Origin of the sequence: Pseudomonas sp. H11T01, assembly GCF_048515765.1 — a bacterium.
In the GTDB taxonomy this organism is placed as follows: domain Bacteria; phylum Pseudomonadota; class Gammaproteobacteria; order Pseudomonadales; family Pseudomonadaceae; genus Aquipseudomonas.
The window spans coordinates 68828-89014 of sequence record NZ_JBLYED010000024.1 but is presented as its reverse complement, the minus strand read 5'-3'; the positions used below and the strand labels follow the sequence as shown (position 1 = coordinate 89014).

Here is a 20187-nt window from a genome sequence, read left to right as displayed (position 1 = left end):
TGACCTGAACCCGCAAAAAGCCCGGATCCTGGCGATGGTCGCGCTGACCAAGACTCAAGACAGCAAAGAGCTGCAACGGATGTTCTGGGAATACTGATTCACCTCGCCCGACCTGATCAGGTCGGGCCCCCCTTTGCGCATCAGTACTAATAACCAGCCGACTGGTAAGCCCAACCGACGGCACATCATTTGTTTGGGTACAAGGAGAGAAGACCCATGAGCACCCCGCTCCGCATCAACGAAGCACTTTTGATTGCCGGCCACGCATTCGAACCTTTTCAATGCGTCGCTTGGGCTCCGCAAGACGGTAATGGCGAACTGAGCCTGACCGTCATCGACCGGGCCAACACTCGTATTGGCCGCAAACAGATTCCAAGCAGTACCTATTCCAACCCGGCGCAGCTGGAACGCGTGCTGGAAGAGGTGCGCGCCGAGTTGAGCCAGGAGGGCTACAAGCTGCAATCCTGGACAATGCCAGAGTAAGCATTCTCGCGGATCGCTACCGGTGATCCGCGTAATACTCCATTCCAAATCCGGATATACCGCCTTCGTCACGTTCGTTTTAGCGCTTGAGGGATTTTGATACTCGATGCCTGCCCTGAAGGCATGCCAGGAGAGCATTTTCACCTACGAGTCCTGACAGAAAAAATGACGTCATGCCCCCTATAACTTCCAAAAAAAAGCAAAATTGCTCATGACCTGAATCCTTGAATCTCAGCAATCAGCTCCTCGTTGGAGCCGACCTGCTCAGCGACGTCGCCTATGGGGGGGCTATTGGTTGGCATATCCTTGAAATAATTGTACCTGTGCGGCGACGTTTCTTGCCCGAGCCGGCCTGCCAACGCAACAGCGCAGGTTGAGCCAAAAAAAAAATAACAACAGATCAATTAAAAAGGTACTGCAATGAACAACACGCGAGTGTCCCATCAACCCATAGCCTGTCTAAACCTGGTTCTTGAGCGTAACAACCAGCTTTTCAGCGAAGCCCATAGCTTGAGCTGCGACGCCCTGAATATTCTTGATCGGCCCTACCTGGATGCGGAAGCTTTCAGCCAGTACCAAGAAAAGCGACGACATGCCGATCTTAAATTCCATGACGCCATCGAGCACTTGCGATTGCTCATGACGCAATACCACATCCCCCGGCTCACCCAACATTCCAAACACATAAGGCCGCCGATTTCGCTGGAGCGGTAAAGGATGTCTGGTTTAACAGGGAGATGGGATCGTCATGTACAGAATGAGTTCAGGCTATGCCAGGGTGCTGGTGAATACGCTTTCGGCGCAAGGACTGGAAGTCGACAGTCTGTGCCAGGAGGCTGGACTTGATATAAAGCGCGCAGATATACCGGGATCATTCTACGAACGAAGCACTGTCTACCGCCTATGGGATCTGGCGGCTCAGGCCTCCAGCGATCCGAACATTGGTTTGAAAGCCTACGAGAATTTCCATCCGGGCATTTTTCAGATCGTTGGCTACACCATGATGTCCAGCTTGAACCTGAAAAAGGCATTCGAACGACTGGTTCATTTCAGCCCGTTGATCAGCACTGGATTCAGCCTGTTTTTTGTCCAGGAACAACAGCATTACCGCCTGGCCGCGCTCGATCATCATCAGCGCGGTTCGATCAAGCCCCGACAGTACACCGATGCCAGCCTCGGATCGCTGCTGGGTATCTGTCGCTGGCTGAGCGGTGGCAAATCGCCGCAACCGCTGAGTGTGGAGTTCAGCTATCCCCAACCGGAAGACATCTGCGAGCATCAACGGCTGTTTGGCTATGAGCTGCGTTTCGGGGCGGCCTATGACAGCATCCTGTTCGATGGCCAGGAGCTGCTGCGTCCGTTGAGCATGGCCAACGAGGCGCTGGCCATGCTCCATGACAGCTTTGCCGAAGCTCAGCTGGAGCTGTTGTACGGCGTCACCATCGTGTGCAGGATTCGTGCGCTGATCACCGAGCGCCTGAGTCAGCGGCAAGCGCAGGGCCAGTGTGATATGGAATCGATTGCGGCCGCGCTGAATATCAGCAAGCGAACGCTGCAACGGGCACTGGAGAAGGATGGCACGCAATTCAAGGATGTCCTGAACGATGTGCGTCGGGAGTTGGCCGACTTCTACCTGCGTCATTCCCATTTCAATATGAAGCACGTGACTTACCTGCTCGGCTTTCACGACCACAGCAGTTTCCACAAGGCTTGCCTGCGCTGGTTCGGCATGACGCCAGGTCAGTATCGAGCCAACGATTCGTCACTTGAGGCCAGGGAAACCAAGACCCGTCTAGCCGGCTAAGGAATGCGTTACACCTTGGGCACCGTCCTGCTCATTTTGGTTTAGTCCCACTACTCCCTTTGGTCGTTTTGCTCGTTCAGGGCTGCAGGGCCGGGCGCCGATGTCGGATAGCTTGGCGCCGGTGCTGCGTTTTTCCCAACGTTGGGTCGATTTCGGTCAGTCGTGACGGCAGGAATCGGCAAAAGCGGTCATTCACTAACGCATGCCGAGGGGTATTTATTCCTGATTAACACCTATTGTGCTGAACGCTCCGCCACCATCCGCGCCCCAAGCTCCCGCCCAGCAACCTGCGCCAGTCCACGGTCAGTGAATGTCTGGTGACCGGCCACAACCGGAATCACTACCTCATCAACGCGCTTCACCTCGACGTTGATCCGCCAGACCTCCTGGCCTTCCTCGTCCCTTGTGCACGTCATGTAATTCCAGAGCCGAAAGCCTTCGTGCTCGTCATATATATCGTGCTTGGTCATGTGGTGATCCTTTTGAGGAGGCCGCATCGTAGCACCCCATGAGGATCGACCATTCCGGAAGTCAGATCCAGCTCGTTCGGATGATCACAGCGATCAGGCGAATCCCGGCGCCGTTCCATCCATCGCGATAGACGCACCAGAATGTGAGCAATTCGAAAAAACACCACCTATCAGACCCAACGGCAAAACAGTTTAAATTAGTCCAAGCTCGTGTAATGCCATATGCCGTTATGGTCAGGAACGATGACCACACGCCGAGCGTTTTTTCGTGCTCGACGCCTGACTTGAAGGACTGCCAGGAGAGCATTTCCACCTTCGAGTTCTGCCAGAAGGAAATGCCGCTATGACCCCGATCACTTCGAAAAAAGCGCAAAAAGCCCCGTGGCCTGAATCCATCGACCTCAGCAATCAGCTCTTCGTTGAAGCGGATCAGCTCAGCGAAGCAGCCTATGCGATCTTGAGTAAACAACCTATTTCCGCTCAAACCCTTCATGAGTTCTCGGAACTCAAAAGGCGTGCGGACGAAAAGTACCTCGAAGCTCGTCAGCAATGGCTCGAAACCAAAGGCAAGATCACTCGGTAAGCCGAAATGAACTTAAAAGGCTTCGTCGCGCTGCTTATCGTTATAGGCATCTTGTGGCTGGCAACAGCCTTTGGGATGGTGAACTGGCTGCTTGAAGATCCAGTTGCTGCGGCGCCTGCAGTAAGTTCTTCCGCGCTCTTTCTCCAGCTTAATGAAAGATCCGCTCCGGCCCGCCCAGCGCCCGAAGCTGATACTCCGACACCGCCAAAAGTGGTTCATAGACAGGCTTCACGGTACGTCGTCGGATGGGCAGCGATACTTGGGGTTCTCTTGAATCCATTGAAAGTCGCTGCTCGAGCAAATCGATACCGTCGACTCATTGGAACGCCGGCAAAAAATCTCGAACTCAAGCCTTACCGCTGTATCCAATGTGTAGGCTAATGGAGGTAAGCGATATGAACAACGATGACAATGTTAACGACGTCGAATCAGAAGCTACGTCAAACGCCCCACCCACCGATACGTCTGGCAAACCCGCCAATGTGATCGAAAAAGATCTTAAGGACAGGGATAGTGACGCCAAAGGTGTAGATCAAACCATTACACCCTCTTCAACTCGAACCAAGGAGCAGGACGCTGAAGAACTCAGTCGAAAAATAGCTGAGATAGAACGAAAGGTGGCGGATGGTAACTAGCTAATGCTTGAGGGCCGGCGCCGGTTTTTAGAGTTTCTGCGGTTTCTCTTGAACGGGGGTGGCCAAAAAGTTGGATTGACCAACTCCATGGCGCGATTCAAGCCAGTTTTCACACTCGCTCGAGTCCAGCCTGACGGTCGTGATTGTTGTAAATGATGCTGAGCAGAGCCTGCATCAATCAGGCTCTGCTGCTCCGCAATCAACACGTCAGAGAATAGGTTTTCCGCCTGTGACGGCATACCGTGAGCCCGAGATGTAGCTACCTTCATCCGAGGCCAGCAGGACGTAAATTGGCGCGACCTCTACAGGTTGACCAGGCCTGCCCAGAGGTGTCTTAGCACCGAACTCCTTTATCTCATCCTCTGGCATGGTGGACACAATCAGCGGAGTCCAGATCGGGCCTGGCGCGACACTATTCACCCTTATACCTCGCTCCCCCAACATCTGTGCGAGGCCAGCCGTAAAGTTGGCGATTGCGCCCTTGGTGGTCGCATAGGCGAGCAAGGTCGGCTTTGGCATATCCGAGTTGACCGAACTGGTATTGATGATCGAACTACCCGCCGCCATGGAAGGTAACGCAGCTTTGCATATACGAAAAATTGCGGTGATGTTGATATCGAAGGTCTTAACCCACTCATCATCAGAAATTTCTTCCAACGTTTCGTGGGTCATCTGGAAGGCGGCGTTGTTCACCAATACATCGATACGACCAAACTGCTCGAGAGTCTTATTCACAATCGCAGCGCAATGGGTCTTGTCGGCCAAATCTCCTGGTAATAGTAGGCATTGCCTACCGGCCTCTTCCACCCAATGCGCAGTCTCCTGGGCGTCTTCATGCTCATTAAGGTAAGAGATCGCTACGTCAGCGCCTTCGCGCGCAAACGCGATGGCCACCGCCCGGCCAATGCCGCTATCAGCCCCCGTGATCAAAGCTATTTTGTTGGCCAGCCGCCCCGATCCCTTGTAGCTGGTTTCTCCGCAATCAGGATACGGTTGCATCTTGCTTTGGCTACCCGGGACGGGTTGTCGCTGTGGCTCAAATGGTGGCTTGGGATAGCCTGGCAACCCCCGGGCGTCATCCGGTGCTAGGCGATGGCCTGAAGAATCACTTTTTTTGTCCCAGTCTGTCGTGGCATTCGGGTCTTCGTTTCGGCCAGCAGTACCTAGCGCACAGCCGTCGTCATTGGGGTTGCTCAGATCCTCAGTTGGCGTGTCCTTGGTGGTAGATGGATCGGGTTTCATATAAGCCTCCAATTCAAGGTATGAGACTTCTTTGGAAACGCCACCAGCGCCAGAGTGCAGCGCAATAGACGAATGGTGTCTGCGACCTTCACCTGACTCGCTAGGTAACGGAGCCAGTCGGTTCCGATGCTACGCTTTCATTTCGTCGAATAGAGTCGAAGCGATGCCCATCGAAAACTCATTCCCCAGACGGTCGAAGGTGCAGCCATGAAGCGGAGCCTGATGGGTGTCATCATCGTGGCGATTGTCGGCGCGATGACGTATGTATTAATCCAGTGGGACGCCGCCGAGAACCAGAAACGGGACGCTCTGTGTGGAGAAACTCAACAGTCCCTGAAAGGAGTGGAAATCCGAGCGCGGGCGTTGGCTGCCGGATTGTCTTTGGACGCGTACGACAAGGATGACGAAGCCAAAGTGGCTGCTCTAGTTAATGCTCTCGACGCCGCTACTAATGAAGCAGAGGTTAACGCTGTCATAGAGGCGCACGCTGCCGCCATAGAGGCGCAGGCTGCTGCTATTGACGCTGAGGTTGACACTCGTGGCGATCAGCTATTCCTCGAACAGCGACTAATCAAACAGCGGATACCTGCCGATGTTAAACAGGAACTCCAACGCGCCGCGAAGGCAGTAAGCGTTGCTTGTGGTTAGCGTTCAACGATGACAAGCCGCTCTCATCAGCCAATGGCACAGGAAAGGCTGAGGAAGAGACGCCGACTCAGTCTTGGGCGTTGCTCAGGCGCCTGAGCTCCTTTACTGACCGCGCCTCTTGCTGGTTTACGGACTAGACCCAGCAGATGCTCAATTTGAGACTCCCGCCGAGTTCGACGAGATTTCCGATCTAATGCTCTCTCGCTTCGAACGGGAAGCCCATTGGTGGCATCTAAAGCCCAGATCACCGACATGGTCGATGAAGCGACCTACAACTTTAATTTTCGCCAGCCGGCCAATGGCCCAGTTCAAAAATTGGGTGCTTGAATTCCTGGTGTAGGAGTCAAAAATTGCTAACTCGCCCTGACAAAGACGCGCTTCGTGCGATGCTGGAGTCTCAAGTTCAAGAAAAGCTGCAGCACGACCCTGACGCAGTAACGACTTATGCCGCCCAGCCAGAACCGGAACGCAAGCGATATACGAGTAAGCCCACGGTTCAGGACAAGGCGTTTCACAAGGAGCTCGATCAGATGCGTGCGGATGCTGAAGCCGGAATGATACATAAATCAGTGCGCGAGCCGATGGAAGATGGTGAGTCTAGCCTTGCGCTCGATGATTACCCGGGCTTAAAAGAGGCAGGCTCTGCATCAAATCAGTGGTGATGTTTTGGCGCCTGTGCAGCGGTAATCGGTACCTAGCCGCCCTCCTCTTATTCAGCCTGTCGACGCATGGTCAGGATGGCTGCTCCGAAGCAGATGAATGTCGCCCCAACTACCCGGCTGACCCACCGGGATAGCTCGGGACGGGTCAACACGCCCTTGGCCCAAGAGACCAGTGCGGCATACAGACCAAGAGACGTCACCGAGACCGATCACGCGAGCTTTATGGCTCCGCCCTGGATATCGTCACGCGCCGCTCGTAGGTCATTAGCGTCCTGATTGAGCCGGTGAATCATATTGAGCAACCGCTGGCGTAGCACACGTCAGGAGTTCTTCGCGCAGGAAATCGCCGTCATAGCCTTTGTCGGCAAGAAACAGTCTCGGTTTGCGCACGCGCACCTCAATCTGCAAGCCATGTTATACGCAACGAAGCCCGGAAGCCGGCTCAGGAGCGGAGCCCCTCCGCCTGCCCCGGCGACAGGCGCGAACCGCCCCGATCAGTGTGGACGATGCTGCTGGATGAGCTTCGCAAACCGCCGCAAACCGATCGCATCAGCAGCGGATGGCGAGATGGCGTTCACGAGCGTGAGCATCCTAAGCATCCCGCCGCCCATGATGTGGGCCCGGCGTCGCTGGCGGATCGTGGTAAGGATTTCGCGCGCGACCACGTCGGGCTCGCAGAGGGCGACGCCCATCTTGCGCCACATGTCGAAAAATGCGGACTCCGACTCGGTGTTGGAGGGCACAGGCCCGAAGAAAGAAAGCACCACGTCCGTCCCGGCAAGCTCGCGGTTGGCGCCTTGCACGTAGCTCGCCAGCGCGCCGCGCGTCGCCGCGTAGGCACTCATGAACGGCAGCGCCACCCGGCCGTCCATGGCGCCGCCGATGTGGACAACCACTCCGCCGCCGGCTTGTTTGCGCAGTCCAGGCAGGAATGCCTGTGTCACGAAGATGGGCCCCTTCACGTTGACAGCGAGCAAATCGTCGACGTCGGCAGACGTGTAGTCCTCAATGGCCTTGCGCGGCGAAATACCCGCGAGGTTCACCACCGCATCGATCCGGCCGAGGTGCTCGAAGGCCGCCGCCGCCAGCTTCTCGAGGCTCGCCGGATCGGTGACGTCCGCGCTCTGGTAAATCGCCGAACCGTCGTTCCGACCGGTCAGCGCGGCGGCGTCGTGCTCTCGCCGTGCAGCGAGCACCAACCGAAAGCCCTCGGCCGCGAGGAGCCTGGCCAGCGCGTGACCAAGTCCTCCGGTCACCCCGATGAGAACGGCGGTGGGCGCATCCTTGCCCTGCTTTGCAGCGGCGGGCCCAGTTCCGGTGGCGCCACCGGTAGTCACAGGGGACATTCCTTTCAGTTGCGTCATCTCGTGTTCCTTTTGATGGGTATTGGCTACTATTAAAGTATCTATTAAGGGCAAAAAAAAGCTAACCGGACTTGGCTCTGATTTTGGACACCACATCCGCCAAAGTCGTCTGTCTCAGATCCCTGTGGAGGGCCTCCTGAGTGCCAACCAGCACCTCGCTCATGACTTCCTTGATGTTAGAGCTCACGACACACTCCTTCCTTATGGGATAAGTATGGATGGCAAAAGCATCTGGAGGGTTTACCGCAGAGTAGATGTCTAAGAGCGAAATACTTTTCGGGCTTCGTGCTAAGCCATAACCGCCCGACTTACCAACAGTCGTTTTAGCCAGCTTCGCCTTCGAGAGTTTAACGAGGATTCTTTTAACGAAAACCGGGTTCGCATTCACGCTGCCCGCGAGAATTTCCGACGCGAAAACTCCCTCGTGATGTGCGATCGCCGCCATTACGTGGACGGCGATCGAAAATTGAGTATTTACTGAAGCCATTTATGGATACTATATTAGTATCCGTATTGATTCAAGAGCCGCGCGGAATTGGATGAACGAGTCGATTGGCTTAGTCGAATGGCCCACGGTGAAGATTACTTGCTCATTCCCTCGTCCTATGTGTCTGAAGCAGGTAGGCGTTCTAGTCCGAGGAGCGAGTAAGAACTGAGAATGCTGCGCTACGTGGCTACCAACGACGCATCGCATCACCTGCTCCCCAACCGAACCTCACTACTATGCTCAGATAATTCCAAGGGTACCAACTGTAATCCGGTCACAAGAAGCCCAAACCAAGCGATCCGATAGAACCACTTCTGGTTCACCCGGCTTTGCAGCCAAATGCCCAACCAGACGCCGGGTATCACGATCAGAGCAAGCGCCATGCTAGCCCCAAGGTTGGTCACGGAAAATTGACCTAACAGCGCATACGGCACTAGCTTTATAGCGTTGGTTAGTAAGAAAAACACATTAGTCGTCGCGACGTACCGCACCTTGTCCATTTGCTGAGGAAGCAGACATCAGAGGCGGCCCACCTGCGTGAGCAACAAAGCTCGTGAAGCCCGGCAATTCAGAGTAGAACGTTCCCTTACCAACATGTGGATTCGAAGGCGCAAGGGTGTGCCGGGCAGCCCAGACGTTCAAGCAAAAAAATACGATCGCGATTCCTCCCTCAAGAGTGCGATCAAACGTTCGCTTAGAGCACCGAACGCTAAAGCTCCGATCATCACTCCCACCAGGGCACCTTGAAGCATGATCTTCAGATTGCCCGTGTCCCACTTACCTCGGAAGCGGCGCAGTCCGGTGATATCGGCTATGCAGAGAATCGGCAGCATGATCGCTGCGGCCTGAGTTGGAGGCATATGCAGAGCAAGCAGCGGCACGGCAATTCCGCCAAGCGCTCCTCCAAAACCGCCCTTCGATATCCCTGTCAACAAGACAGCCGGTATCCCCAACAAGAACAATTCCACCAGCGGCATGCCCTACTCCGTTCTTATCCTTGAGGCCGAAGTTCAGACTCAAGCTTTAAATTGACTTACTCGCTGACGAAGCTCCCCACTTGCATCCAACAGCGCTCTACTGCGGCCCAGAACATCCTGCGAGTGGTTAACCACCGATTCCGACAACGTATGGATAGCGGTGACATTGCGGCTAACATCCATGGATACAGACGTTTGCTCTTCACTCGCAGTTGCGATTTGCTCGTTCATTTCTCGAATCAGCAGAATGTCAGCACGGATCCTGTCTAGCGCCTGGCTTACGCTTGCGGAAGTACCTATAGCCATCTCAACTGCTTCGCGGCTGGACTGCATTGACTCGTGTGCCTCGACCGCAGCATTCTGAAGGCTTGAAATAATCTCCTCTATTTCTTCAGTCGAAGATCGCGTTTTTTGCGCGAGGGCACGAACCTCATCTGCAACAACCGCGAACCCTCTACCCTGATCTCCCGCACGAGCTGCCTCAATGGCGGCGTTTAGGGCGAGTAGATTGGTCTGTTCAGCAATAGCTCGAATAGAGACGGTCACGGTTCCGATTCGATCACCCCACTGGCGTAGCGTGAGAATTTTCTCTGAGGTCGTGGCTATTCGCTGAGTAAGCTGCTGGATCGATTTGAGATTTTCCTCAACCGCAGCTCCTCCGTCATGAGCAAATTGCTCCGATGCCCTGATTCGGGTTGCAGTCGCCGTCGCGTGCGAAGCAACTTCGCCGGCAGTCTGGGACAGTTCCTGCAGCGCTGTCGCAACCATAGCGATTTCGTCCATTTGTCGCTCGGAGGTTCCGGCACTTTCAATGCTGGCCTCCTTCATCGAGATCGCATTCGTGGCGACCCGATGGGCCATGTCAGTGATATCACGGATCAGACCTGACAGATGATCCAGAACCTTGTTGAAGCTTCCTGAAAGCTGCCCAATTTCGTCATTGCTTCTAACTGGGAGTCGACGAGTCAAGTCACCGCCACCTGATGCAATCTCTTCCAGCGACACTCCGACAACCGAAACGGGCCTGAGAACAAGCCGCCGAAGCAGCAAGTACACCACCAAGATTCCCGTACCCAAAAGCACTGCAACCAGGCAAAGGTTGCTAAACAGCCGTTCCTGCCTGGCTTGCTGAACTTGCGATGTATTGAAGGCTAGGGACAATTGCCCTACCAGGGCACCGTCCCGATGAATTTGCACAGAAGGTACCTGGACAGTGCTTGTGTCGTCACGACCTCGAACGTTTGCGAGTTCCTTCCCACGTTGGTCGGTAATGCTGATAGAGGCTACTCGTGCCGTACCAATCATGGCTTTGGCGATCTGCACGACCTGCTGAAAGTCATAGGCGTATACAGGTTCGCTGAGGGATGCTTGAGCGAGTTCGATGCTGGAGTGCACATCCGCCTCAAACTGCTCCTGAATTTGACGCTCGTTGATGACGTAGCCTACCGATAAAACGATGACCGCCGCTGTGATCATCGCCACCACAAGAAACGTCAAGGCCTTTCCAATCAGAGAGTCAATCATGGTGCCTCACCTTTATCTTGCTCAGGGTTAAACCACAACTCGTTTCGGGACAACGGAGTGTCCTCATGCAGGTTCGGATTGCTGATTCGGATGGCTCGACGCCCCTTAAGGTTTGCGTCCTTCAGAACACTTTGGATCATTGGGCTTGAGTAGAAATAACGGTCAAAATCACCCTTCGCAATTGCGACGTTGAGGCCGCGTTCCAGATCTTCAGCGAGTTGAGGGTTATCCCGTGAAACAAAAAAGTAGGCTGGAGATGGATAGACCAGCATCAGCTCACGCTCAACGACGAGATTCAGATTCGGATGCCCCTTGATCTCATCCCAAGGCTCGGGAACGCCTCGTGGCATGTAGTCGAAACGCCCGCCATCGAGCATGTAAAACAATCCCTCATCCTTAGTGGAAGTCGCTACAACAAGCCCAGCGTTTCGCAGGATTTCAGTGTCACTCCAGTACTGGCCCTGACCAGCCACCATCCCCTGGAGGTCATTCAGGGTACGAACCTTTGAAAACATCGGCTGGTCTTCCTTCCTGATCAGAAAAATTCGATACCCCAGAAGACCTTTGTATATCGGAATTCGAATGGGTCGATACTCAGCCTCAAGCGCCTTGGACGTGCTCGTCCAGAACACACTCAAGCTTCCCTGACGAACCATTTCTTCTTGCCGCTTGGCCGTCGGTGAGTCGGGCAGGAACTCAAAATCGTAGCGCTTTCCGCTTAGAGACAATGCCAACTTCAGAAGTCCGATCGGGTATGCACTTTTGGCGTTCGTATCCGCAATCAGAGTGACCTTTTCTGCCATTGCCTGTGCCGCAAACCCGAGCAGTACGAATGCTAAAACAATGCTGCTGCGCAACATAAACAGGTCTCTTTCACCGCTTGATAATCGAAGCCCTACCTGGACATCATGACGAGGTAGGGCTTCCCCAGGATCAATTAACTGGACACTGATGACTGATTGGCTTACTTCCACCAGTACTCAAGTTGCACACCCACGTTGGAGCCATTCAGGGCATTACCAAAAGCTCCACTGTCAGATAGAGCTGACCCTGCAGCCAATTGACTCGCAGCACGTTGGGCGGCTTCGTTCCAGGAGGCGTAGGTGTAATACAGACGAAGCTCCGGACGAGCCCAATAGCCAGGCCCTGCAGGAGACCACGTTGGTGCGATGGTGAACTTCGTCAGCTTGCGCGTCCCACCGGGCGCATCCACTTGATCTCGGCCAACCTCGGTGCTCAATTTGAATTGATCCGTGAACGCATAGACCGGGCGTATGCCAACTGAAAGCCAGTTCTGGTCATCTCCATCGGGACGGGTGTCCTTCTGGTAAACGACTTGGAATTGCCCACTGAATCGCTGAGTCATTTGCCAGTCAAAGTACTCCACGAAACGCCAACTATGGTTGCTGCTGTCCAGCGTTGGGTCGCCGGTGTAGCTCAGTGCAGTTCCTGGGCCTTGTCCGTACTGCACCGCGAAGGTATTCAACCCTCCCAGGAACCCTTTCTGCTTGTGCTGTGCGATAGCCGACCAGCCAGTGTGAGAGTCATCCCTGTTGTTTGGCTTTTCGAGGTAGCTGACGCCCAGCTGCACACTACCCCCAGGGTTTGTTTCGAAGCCACCGACGGTGAAGTCGTGGCGGTTGGTGAAGTCCTTTTGGAACAGGTTGTCTTTGCGCGAGAAAACGTAGCTGTACTTGAGATCGCCAATGCCTACCTGGTCGAACCCGAAGCCATTCGCGCTCTGGTTCCAGTAGAAGAAGTCACTCATTTCGATGCTGTTTCGATTGTAGTAACGGCGGCCCGCCCAAAAGGACCCTCCGTTCAGAGCGGGCATTTTGCTCCACTCGGCATACATCTGGTTCATTCGCGCAAAGCCATAGTCCCCCGTAAATTTCGGTGTATGGTCATACTCGTTGTACAACTGAGCCATACCTTCGACGCTAATAGCGGAACCGTCGTCGAGCTTGAGTAGGTCTTGCCGCAGATCGAATTCAAAGTATTGCTCGCATTCATTACCCAACCGATACTTGGATTGCGCCCCTGGAAGCTGAAAGCAAGACTGATTGCCTCCCTCTAATGAGTTCCCGGCACCGGTGCGAAAATAACCACTGAAATCCAGCGCATGTGCAGACAGTGGCAATACCACTACGGCGAGTACCGGCCAGAAAGCTCGTTTGGTGTTGAACGACATGCCGCTTACTCCATTTATTGTTTTAGTGTTGTTTTTTTGGGGACAGCCGAGCCCAGTCCGGAAGATTTCTCTTCCGGGGAAGTGGGCTTTTTTATTGAATTGGGTTATGCGTTGAACGCCTGGATCTGACGCAGGCTGCGCAATACCGAACAGCTAATGAGGCTCGCTAACGGCTCCCGCAAGAGCACTACAAAATGGCGGCCTCAGCGAGCTGCTCTGCTCATGACTTGCCTCTTGATTTGGCGTATGTATCGAAGCCAACCGCCAGCACGATGATGACTCCAATGACCACCTGCTGGTAGTAAGCGGACACGTTCATGATCACGAGTCCATTGATGAGCACGCCGATAAGCAGCGCTCCGATAATCGTGCCGCCGACACCGCCCAGGCCACCGAACAGGCTCGTCCCTCCGATCACCACCGAAGCAATGACGCGAAGTTCGTAGCCCGAGCCAGCGACCGCCTCAGCCGACCCAAGTCGGGCAGAAAGAAGGAACCCTGCAAGACCTGCGAGGAAGCCCGTGATGACGTAAACACTCAACACAACCGCCTGCACGCTCAAACCTGAAAGCCGAGCTGCCTCAGGGTTACCGCCAACGGCATAAACCTGGCGGCCATAGCGTGTGTATCGCAGTGCGATGTATCCCACCAAAGCGACGATCATGAAGACCAGGACGGGAACAGGTACGCCCAACACGTCTCCTCTCCCCCACCAACGGAACGCTTCATTGAAGCCGCTCACAGGAGCACCATCATTCACAATGAGCGTCGCACCGCGCCATACCGTGAGACCACCCAGTGTCACGATGAATGCAGGAACGCCAAATCGAGTCACGACCTTACCGTGGAGGTAGCCTGCCATCGTACCGACAGCACACGCTGCCAGCATCGCAACAAGCCATCCCATGAAGAAGTCGCCGCCCAATGCCTGCATCAGGAATGCACCGCTAATAGCGGCAAATGCGAGCAGCGATCCCACTGCCAGATCGATACCTCCCGTGAGAATCACGTAGGTCATTCCCACGCCGATAATCCCGTAGATTGAGACCTCGGTGAGAATGTTCTTGATGTTGCGAACCGACAGGAACATTGGGTTGTAGAGGGTGAAAATGGCGATCAGTGCGACGAGGAACAACAGCACGCCATACTTCTCGAAGAACCCGACCATCTCGAATTTTTTCCGATGCTCCACGGCCGACTCACTAGATGCTGGTTTGATCATTTTATGTTTACTCGATAGATGATGCGGGTGCGGCCCGTTTAGGCCACGCCTTGGTGTGAAAGCGTCGAACTCACTCCCTGAGCCATTCGCTGCATCAGTAGCTCTTCAGTTGCCTCATCAGCCGAGACAACACCGGTGATTGTTCCTTCCCGGAACGTGACAATCTGGTCGCTGACGGCCATGACTTCGGGCAGCTCGGAAGAGATGACAATCACGGCGATGCCAGCGCGCGCCATATCGAACAGAACCTGGTGAACTTCTGCTTTGGCCCCAACATCAATGCCTCGCGTTGGCTCGTCGACAATGAGAACTTTCGGCTTGAGCGCCATGCATCGGGCCAGGATGACTTTCTGTTGGTTTCCCCCTGACAGAGTCCCAATGGCCACACTGTCGTTAGCCATCTTGATTCGCAGTCGCTTCTGGTAGTCCTGAATGAGTTGGGTTTCAGCTCGGTCATCAATGAACATGCCCCAGCGCTTCATCCCACCCAAGCTCGGTAGGCTCATGTTCCAACGAATGGAGTGCCCCAAGAAGCAGGCCTGCTGCTTCCTGTCCTCCGGCACAAGCGCGACTCCGGCAGCGATGCCTTCACGAGGCGATCGAAACGGAGAAACCTGGCGACCGTTCACGTAGATGATCCCTTCATCGCATCCATCGGCGCCGAAGATCACACGAGCCAGTTCTGTACGGCCTGCTCCTACCAGCCCAGCGAAACCAACAATTTCCCCAGCCCGCACATCGATGGACATATCGCGTAGTGGCGTTGCATGAAGACTTTGGCCGCCGCCACCGGAGATTCTGGAAACACTCTGCACTTTCAGCATCACTTCGCCTGGAGAGCCGGTGAGCGGTTTGCGCACAAACTCGACGTCCCGGCCAACCATCAGACGAACGATGTCATCGACGCTGACGTCTGCGACGTCCCCAGAGGTGATGTAGGCGCCATCACGAAAGATGGTGTAACGATCACAGCAAGCCTTCACTTCATTGAGCTTATGCGACACGTAGATGATGCTGATGCCTTTGGCCTTCAGACCCGCGACGATTCCGTGCAACTTGTCTACTTCGCGGCCACTGAGCGCAGCGGTAGGTTCATCCATGATGATGAGCTTCGCATTCATGGTGAGCGCCTTGGCAATCTCTACCATCTGCTGTTCAGCCACACTGAGCTTGCGAACCATCGTCCCTGGTGTAATGGTCAAACCGAGGTCGTCCAGGACATGCTGGGCATCACTAAACATCAGCTTCCAGTCAACAAACCCATGTCGTAACGGCTCACGTCCGAGGTACATGTTCTCAGCGACAGACATGTCGGCGATGAGATTGAACTCCTGATAGATAGTAATGATGCCAAGCTCTTGGCGGCGCATGGGAGTGTCATGCTCCTGCAGCACATGGCCATTGAATTCAAGTGAACCTTGACCAGCATCCGCAGGCTGGGCACCGGCCAGAATCTTCAGGATGGTCGACTTGCCCGCCCCGTTTTCACCGAGCAAAGCGTGTACTTCACCTTTGCCGACTTCGAGCTTTACGCCATTGAGTGCAACAACCCCTGGAAAGGTCTTCTTGATATTGCGAACTTGCAGCAGCGTATCGTTCATTCCGATGCCTTCCAGTCCTAGATCCGTTAAATAGGGAGATAGCGGTGCTCTCTCCCGCGTCAATTACAAAGATGGGTAGTCGATTACTTGATAGCGCTGAATTGCTCCGCTTGATCCAGGTTTTGCTGGGTGACCATGAACGGCTGAACGGTCACTGATTCGATCTTGGTGCCATTGCGAATATTGTCCACGGCCAGACGCAAGGCCGTTCGGATCTGCTTGCTTGGGCTCTGTTCGACGATGCCTGTGATCTCACCTGCCTTGATGCTTTTCAGAACTTCGGGGTACGCGTCATAGCCAATGATTTTGATCTTGTTGCTGAGTCCCATACCTCGCACGGCTTCGACTGCTCCAAGCGTCATATCACCGGTGGAGCAGATAATCACATCAGGTGGAGTGCCCGCCGAAGCGGTCAGAATGTTCTCGACCACCGACATTGCCTTGGCACGATCAGCCTCACCGGATTGCTCGGCCACGAGTTTGAAGTTGCTACCGGCCGCAGTCAGTGCTTGATGCACCCCTTTCGCTCGATCCATTGCGGTGGTGGAGCCAATCTGACCGGTGATCAGTACCACATTGGCCCCCTTGGGCATGTTCTTCACAACCCACTCACCCATGATGCGCCCACCCGCCACGTTGTCTGCCGTTACGAATGGCACAGCTGAGGAAGTGCCCTCCACACGGCGGTCAACTGCGATTACCGGAACCTTCTCATCCAGCACATCATTGATAACCGGTGCGAGCGCGGAGACATCGTTCGGAGTCAATACAACTGCCTTAGCACCTTGTGTGAGCGAGTTCTCGATATCGGAACTTTGTTTGGAGGATGAAGCCTGGGCATCCTGGACAAGCAGGTTGATATCCAGTGCTTTAGCTTCCTGCACTGCCTGCTCATGCATGAAGATGAAGAAGGGAATTGATAGGGTTTGGAAGCTCACCGCAATCTTCTCGCCAGCGGCGAAAACGGGTGCGTTCGACATCAAAAAAGCTGTGGCCAATGCAGCAGTCAGCACTCGACGTTTATTGTTCGTTTTCATTCTCGATTTCCTTAAATTGCATAGGTACATCAAACAGTCGGATTTACCGGACGAAGAACCGCCAGTTATTGAATGGCGCTGTATTGTTCTGCCTGACTCAGGTTTTCCTGGGTGACCATGAATGGCTGAACGATGACCGTTTCGAGCTCTGCTTCGCCGCGTACTTTCTTCACCGCCATGCGAAGGGCCGTCCTGATTTGTTTGCTCGGGCTTTGCTCCACGATGCCGGCGATATCTCCGTCTCGGATGGCACGCAGCACCTCTGGGTACGCGTCAAACCCGATGACTTTGATCTTGCCTTTCAACCCCATGGCCCGCACGGCTTCCGCAGCCCCGAGTGCCATGTCGCCGCTCGCACAGATGATTGCATCTGGAGGGTTTGCACTCAGCGATGTCAGGATGTTTTCAGCCACCGACATGGCCTTGGCACGCTCCCACTCCCCTGACTGCTCAGCCACGAGTTGAAATTTTTTCCCGCCAGCTTTGAGTCCTTCATGGACGCCCTTAGCGCGATCAATGGCTGTCGAGGAGCCAGCGGTACCGCCGATGAACGCCACACGAGCGCCGTCTTTCATGTTGGAGGTGACCAACTCGGCCATGAGACGACCACCTGCGACACTGTCCGCAGTGACGTAGGGAACTGGCGCATCAGTTCCTTCGACACGGCGGTCGACTGTCACGAGGGGTACTTTTTCAGACAGTACTTCGTTCAAGGCAGGTGCCAAGGCGGTCACATCATTGGGTGCGACGACCATTGCATCGACGCCTTGAGTCAGGGCGTTTTCGACATCGGAGGACTGCTTGGTGGAGGAGGACTGAGCATCCTGCACAAGCAGCTCTACATTGAGAGCCTTGGCTTCCTGCGAGGCTTGCTCATGCATGTAGATAAAGTAGGGTATGGATAACGTTTGGAAATTGACGACGATTTTCTCACCGGCTGCCATTGTCGGCGAAAGCTGTAACATCAAACCTGCTGCCAAAACAGCGCTGCACAACAAACCACCTTTCTGCGTTTTCATTATTTTTGTTCTCCTCAGATGGGTATCAAAATTGCGGCACGGAGTTGCCCGTGTCGCAGTACGCGCACGTCAATAGAACGCTCAGGGCGTTGTGTAACCTCCATCAACCACGAGCTCTGCCCCAGTGATGAAGCTCGCTTCATCACTGGAGAGGAACAAAGCTGCGTAGGCAATTTCTTTGGGATCCGCCGCACGCCCCATCGGCGTCGCTGCGACGACGGCTGCGGTGGTATCAGCCGCTTGGCGAGCAATCATCGGTGTTTCGACCAACCCCGGATGCAACGAGTTGACGCGGATACCGTTGGCCACATAAGACAGAGCTGCGTTCTTGCTCATCATGCGCACTGCAGCTTTGCTAGCCTGGTACGCCGACACACCACTGGCGCCGACGATGCCCCAGATTGAAGACACGTTAACGATGGAGCCTGCGTGCTGACGCTTCATGACTGGGATGACGGTTCTCATCCCATAGAACACACCGTTTTGATTGATATCGATGACCCGATTCCAGTCATCGAGGGTGATCTCATCGATGGGAAGGTAGGATCCTACCAAGCCCGCGTTGTTCACGAGCACATCAACCTTACCGTGCTCACGAACTACCTCTTCGACGAGACGTTCCCAGTCCTCCAGCTTTGACACATCCAAGTGCTTGGCAACGACGCTTGCATTTTTGTATGGCTCAGGTTGGTGCACATCGCCAACGATAACGGTGGCTCCTTCATCGGCGAAAAGCTCGGCGATCGCACGTCCGATACCCATTCCACCGCCAGTCACCAACGCAACTTTGCTGTGTAGTCGTTTCATGTTGATTTTCCTAATCTGAAACTTGCCAATCACCAGCGTGCAAGAATTTCGGGCAAGCCGAATCCGTTGCAGCAGGCCTCGCAATGCAGGGCCTACTACACGTCGTTGCTGGGAATATGAGTTAGTGAGCTTTGTCGGTCGCCGTCACGGGTGGCTGGCTCTGCCCATACCACGCGATGACAGCGAAACATGCCAGCGGTACATAGAACGCCGTAGCAATTCCGAAGTGATCAGCAAGCGCCCCCATCAGCAGTGGAACGAAGGCACCACCCACGAGCGTCATCACCAAGCACGAACCGGCTTTCTTGGTTTGTGTACCGAGCCCCCGAATGCCCATCGCGAAGATCGTTGGATACATCACAGACATGAAGAGATAGATGGCGGTGACCGCGAAGATCGAGATCCGCTCAAATCCGGCGATGGCAACAATGCATAGAATCATGCTCACCAAGCTGTTGAGGATCAGTATTGAACGTGCAGGGACATAACGCATTACCCATGTCCCGGCGAATCGGCCGATCATGTAGGCGAGCATCCCGAGCGAAAGCAGGAAGGATGCTTTCTGAACGGAAATTCCGTGCCAGTGATCAATCGCGTAGTTGATGAAAAACGCACCAATTCCGACGTAAGCACCGACGTTGCAGAACTGGGCGACCAGCGCACCAGTAAAGTTGCTCTTCTTCCAGAGACTTACTTCAACCCCATTTGGAATCAGTACATCAGAGGCTTTTTCGCTGCGAATTTCAGGAAGTTTAATTCGAGCAAAGGCGACGAACATCAACATCACGATGACGGCCAATGCCACGTACGTCACCGAAACCAGATCAACGCGGTTACCGCTGAATTCAATGGGTGGGGCGAAGAAGACCGCGCCACCAATGACCGGCCCGATGAACGCCCCCAGACCGTTAAAGGACTGAGAGAATGTCAGACGTTGTTCTGATTTTGCAGGATCGCCAAGTGCGGCGGCATATAGGTTTGCGGCAGTCTCCAGGCAGCCTAAACCGCAGGCAAGCACAAACAGCGCAACCAGAAATGGCGTAAATGTTCCGGCCATCGAAGCCGGAATGAACAGCAGTGCTCCGAAGGCAAATAATGCAAGCCCTGCCAGAATCCCTGCCTTGTAGCCAAAACGCTCCATGAACAGGCCGACCGGCAGGGCAATGATGAAGTACGCCCCGAAGTAGGCTGTTTGAACCAATCCTGACTGCGCACGAGAAATATGGAGGGTGTCTTGGAAGTGCTTGTTCAGCACGTCGAGAAGCCCATGCGAGAGGCCCCACATGAAAAATAAACTCGTCACGAAAATAAACGCTAGCCGGGTCGAGGAAAGCTTTTCATGGTTATGGGCCAGCCCGGTTAGGGCTTTCGTATCTGTGTTCATGACCGGTACCTTTATATGTTTTGTTAACCGTCATCAGTGCACGCCAG

At 54.5% G+C, this 20187-nt stretch carries 21 protein-coding genes and 2 pseudogenes; 7 read left to right on the top strand and 16 right to left on the bottom strand.

All coding sequences use genetic code 11. From position 1 onward, the window contains the following. Positions 1–97: hypothetical protein (locus tag ACN1C3_RS26125; protein WP_419117329.1), on the top strand; the 97-nt coding region annotated here is incomplete at its 5' end. Between the two features lie 119 nt (positions 98–216). Beyond that, the gene (locus ACN1C3_RS26120; RefSeq protein WP_419118621.1) at positions 217–483 is read left to right on the top strand and encodes a hypothetical protein; all 267 of its coding nucleotides are present in this window, start codon (positions 217–219) and stop codon (positions 481–483) included. Between the two features lie 459 nt (positions 484–942). On the opposite strand, the gene ACN1C3_RS26115 is transcribed toward ACN1C3_RS26120, so the two are convergent. Then, on the bottom strand, positions 943–1158 hold the full coding sequence (locus tag ACN1C3_RS26115) for a hypothetical protein (RefSeq protein ID WP_419118620.1): 216 nt from the start codon (positions 1156–1158) through the stop codon (positions 943–945). A 73-nt stretch (positions 1159–1231) separates the two neighbouring features. Here ACN1C3_RS26115 and ACN1C3_RS26110 point away from each other — a divergent pair, with 73 nt between their 5' ends. Beyond that, on the top strand, positions 1232–2287 hold the full coding sequence (locus ACN1C3_RS26110) for an AraC family transcriptional regulator (RefSeq protein ID WP_419118619.1): 1056 nt from the start codon (positions 1232–1234) through the stop codon (positions 2285–2287). Positions 2288–2520: 233 nt separating this feature from the next. Here ACN1C3_RS26110 and ACN1C3_RS26105 read toward each other — a convergent pair whose 3' ends face one another. Continuing rightward, positions 2521–2757 carry a hypothetical protein gene (locus ACN1C3_RS26105; protein ID WP_419118618.1) on the bottom strand — a complete coding sequence of 79 codons (237 nt, stop codon included), beginning with the start codon at positions 2755–2757 and terminating at the stop codon, positions 2521–2523. A gap of 343 nt (positions 2758–3100) precedes the next feature. Between ACN1C3_RS26105 and ACN1C3_RS26100 the strand changes: the two genes are divergently transcribed. Both ACN1C3_RS26100 and ACN1C3_RS26095 read left to right on the top strand, forming a co-directional pair. After that, entirely contained in the window at positions 3101–3340 is a 240-nt protein-coding gene (locus ACN1C3_RS26100) for a hypothetical protein (protein WP_419118617.1), read from the top strand. 395 nt (positions 3341–3735) lie between these two features. Continuing rightward, complete coding sequence (locus ACN1C3_RS26095; protein WP_419118616.1) at positions 3736–3975, top strand: hypothetical protein; 240 nt, start codon at positions 3736–3738, stop codon at positions 3973–3975. Positions 3976–4182: 207 nt separating this feature from the next. On the opposite strand, the gene ACN1C3_RS26090 is transcribed toward ACN1C3_RS26095, so the two are convergent. Then, positions 4183–5040 carry an SDR family oxidoreductase gene (locus ACN1C3_RS26090; protein WP_419118627.1) on the bottom strand — a complete coding sequence of 286 codons (858 nt, stop codon included), beginning with the start codon at positions 5038–5040 and terminating at the stop codon, positions 4183–4185. 384 nt (positions 5041–5424) lie between these two features. On the opposite strand from ACN1C3_RS26090, the gene ACN1C3_RS26085 reads away from it, so the two are divergent. Both ACN1C3_RS26085 and ACN1C3_RS26080 read left to right on the top strand, forming a co-directional pair. Next, positions 5425–5865: a hypothetical protein gene (locus ACN1C3_RS26085; RefSeq protein ID WP_419118615.1), complete on the top strand. Its 441-nt coding sequence runs from the start codon at positions 5425–5427 to the stop codon at positions 5863–5865. 350 nt (positions 5866–6215) lie between these two features. After that, positions 6216–6527, top strand: a complete 312-nt coding sequence (locus ACN1C3_RS26080) for a hypothetical protein (RefSeq protein ID WP_419118614.1) — start codon at positions 6216–6218, stop codon at positions 6525–6527. Positions 6528–6574: 47 nt separating this feature from the next. Here the strand turns inward: ACN1C3_RS26080 and ACN1C3_RS26075 are convergent. The 13 genes and pseudogenes from ACN1C3_RS26075 to fucP all read right to left on the bottom strand — a co-directional run. Further along, positions 6575–6736: pseudogene (locus ACN1C3_RS26075) on the bottom strand (LysE family translocator); the annotation flags it as partial. Between the two features lie 285 nt (positions 6737–7021). Next, entirely contained in the window at positions 7022–7891 is an 870-nt protein-coding gene (locus ACN1C3_RS26070) for an SDR family NAD(P)-dependent oxidoreductase (protein WP_419118613.1), read from the bottom strand. A gap of 61 nt (positions 7892–7952) precedes the next feature. Next, positions 7953–8378, bottom strand: coding sequence for an Rrf2 family transcriptional regulator (locus tag ACN1C3_RS26065; RefSeq protein WP_419118612.1), 426 nt, complete (start codon positions 8376–8378; stop codon positions 7953–7955). 206 nt (positions 8379–8584) lie between these two features. Next, a pseudogene (locus ACN1C3_RS26060) lies at positions 8585–9355 on the bottom strand (sulfite exporter TauE/SafE family protein). Between the two features lie 39 nt (positions 9356–9394). Then, positions 9395–10660: a methyl-accepting chemotaxis protein gene (locus ACN1C3_RS26055; RefSeq protein ID WP_419118626.1), complete on the bottom strand. Its 1266-nt coding sequence runs from the start codon at positions 10658–10660 to the stop codon at positions 9395–9397. Between the two features lie 215 nt (positions 10661–10875). Then, positions 10876–11739 (bottom strand): hypothetical protein, encoded by an 864-nt coding sequence (locus tag ACN1C3_RS26050; RefSeq protein ID WP_419118611.1) that lies wholly within the window; start codon positions 11737–11739, stop codon positions 10876–10878. 104 nt (positions 11740–11843) lie between these two features. After that, positions 11844–13070, bottom strand: coding sequence for a maltoporin (locus ACN1C3_RS26045; protein WP_419118610.1), 1227 nt, complete (start codon positions 13068–13070; stop codon positions 11844–11846). Positions 13071–13290: 220 nt separating this feature from the next. Beyond that, a complete protein-coding gene (locus ACN1C3_RS26040; RefSeq protein ID WP_419118609.1) occupies positions 13291–14292 on the bottom strand; it encodes an ABC transporter permease in 1002 nt (333 codons plus the stop codon). A gap of 38 nt (positions 14293–14330) precedes the next feature. Continuing rightward, positions 14331–15893, bottom strand: a complete 1563-nt coding sequence (locus tag ACN1C3_RS26035; RefSeq protein WP_419118608.1) for a sugar ABC transporter ATP-binding protein — start codon at positions 15891–15893, stop codon at positions 14331–14333. 83 nt (positions 15894–15976) lie between these two features. After that, on the bottom strand, positions 15977–16930 hold the full coding sequence (locus ACN1C3_RS26030; protein WP_419118607.1) for a substrate-binding domain-containing protein: 954 nt from the start codon (positions 16928–16930) through the stop codon (positions 15977–15979). A gap of 65 nt (positions 16931–16995) precedes the next feature. Continuing rightward, positions 16996–17949, bottom strand: coding sequence for a sugar ABC transporter substrate-binding protein (locus ACN1C3_RS26025; RefSeq protein ID WP_419118606.1), 954 nt, complete (start codon positions 17947–17949; stop codon positions 16996–16998). A gap of 81 nt (positions 17950–18030) precedes the next feature. Next, positions 18031–18756, bottom strand: coding sequence for an SDR family NAD(P)-dependent oxidoreductase (locus ACN1C3_RS26020; protein ID WP_419118605.1), 726 nt, complete (start codon positions 18754–18756; stop codon positions 18031–18033). Positions 18757–18877: 121 nt separating this feature from the next. Further along, positions 18878–20140, bottom strand: coding sequence for an L-fucose:H+ symporter permease (gene fucP / locus ACN1C3_RS26015; RefSeq protein WP_419118604.1), 1263 nt, complete (start codon positions 20138–20140; stop codon positions 18878–18880). Between the last annotated feature and the right edge of the window lie 47 nt (positions 20141–20187).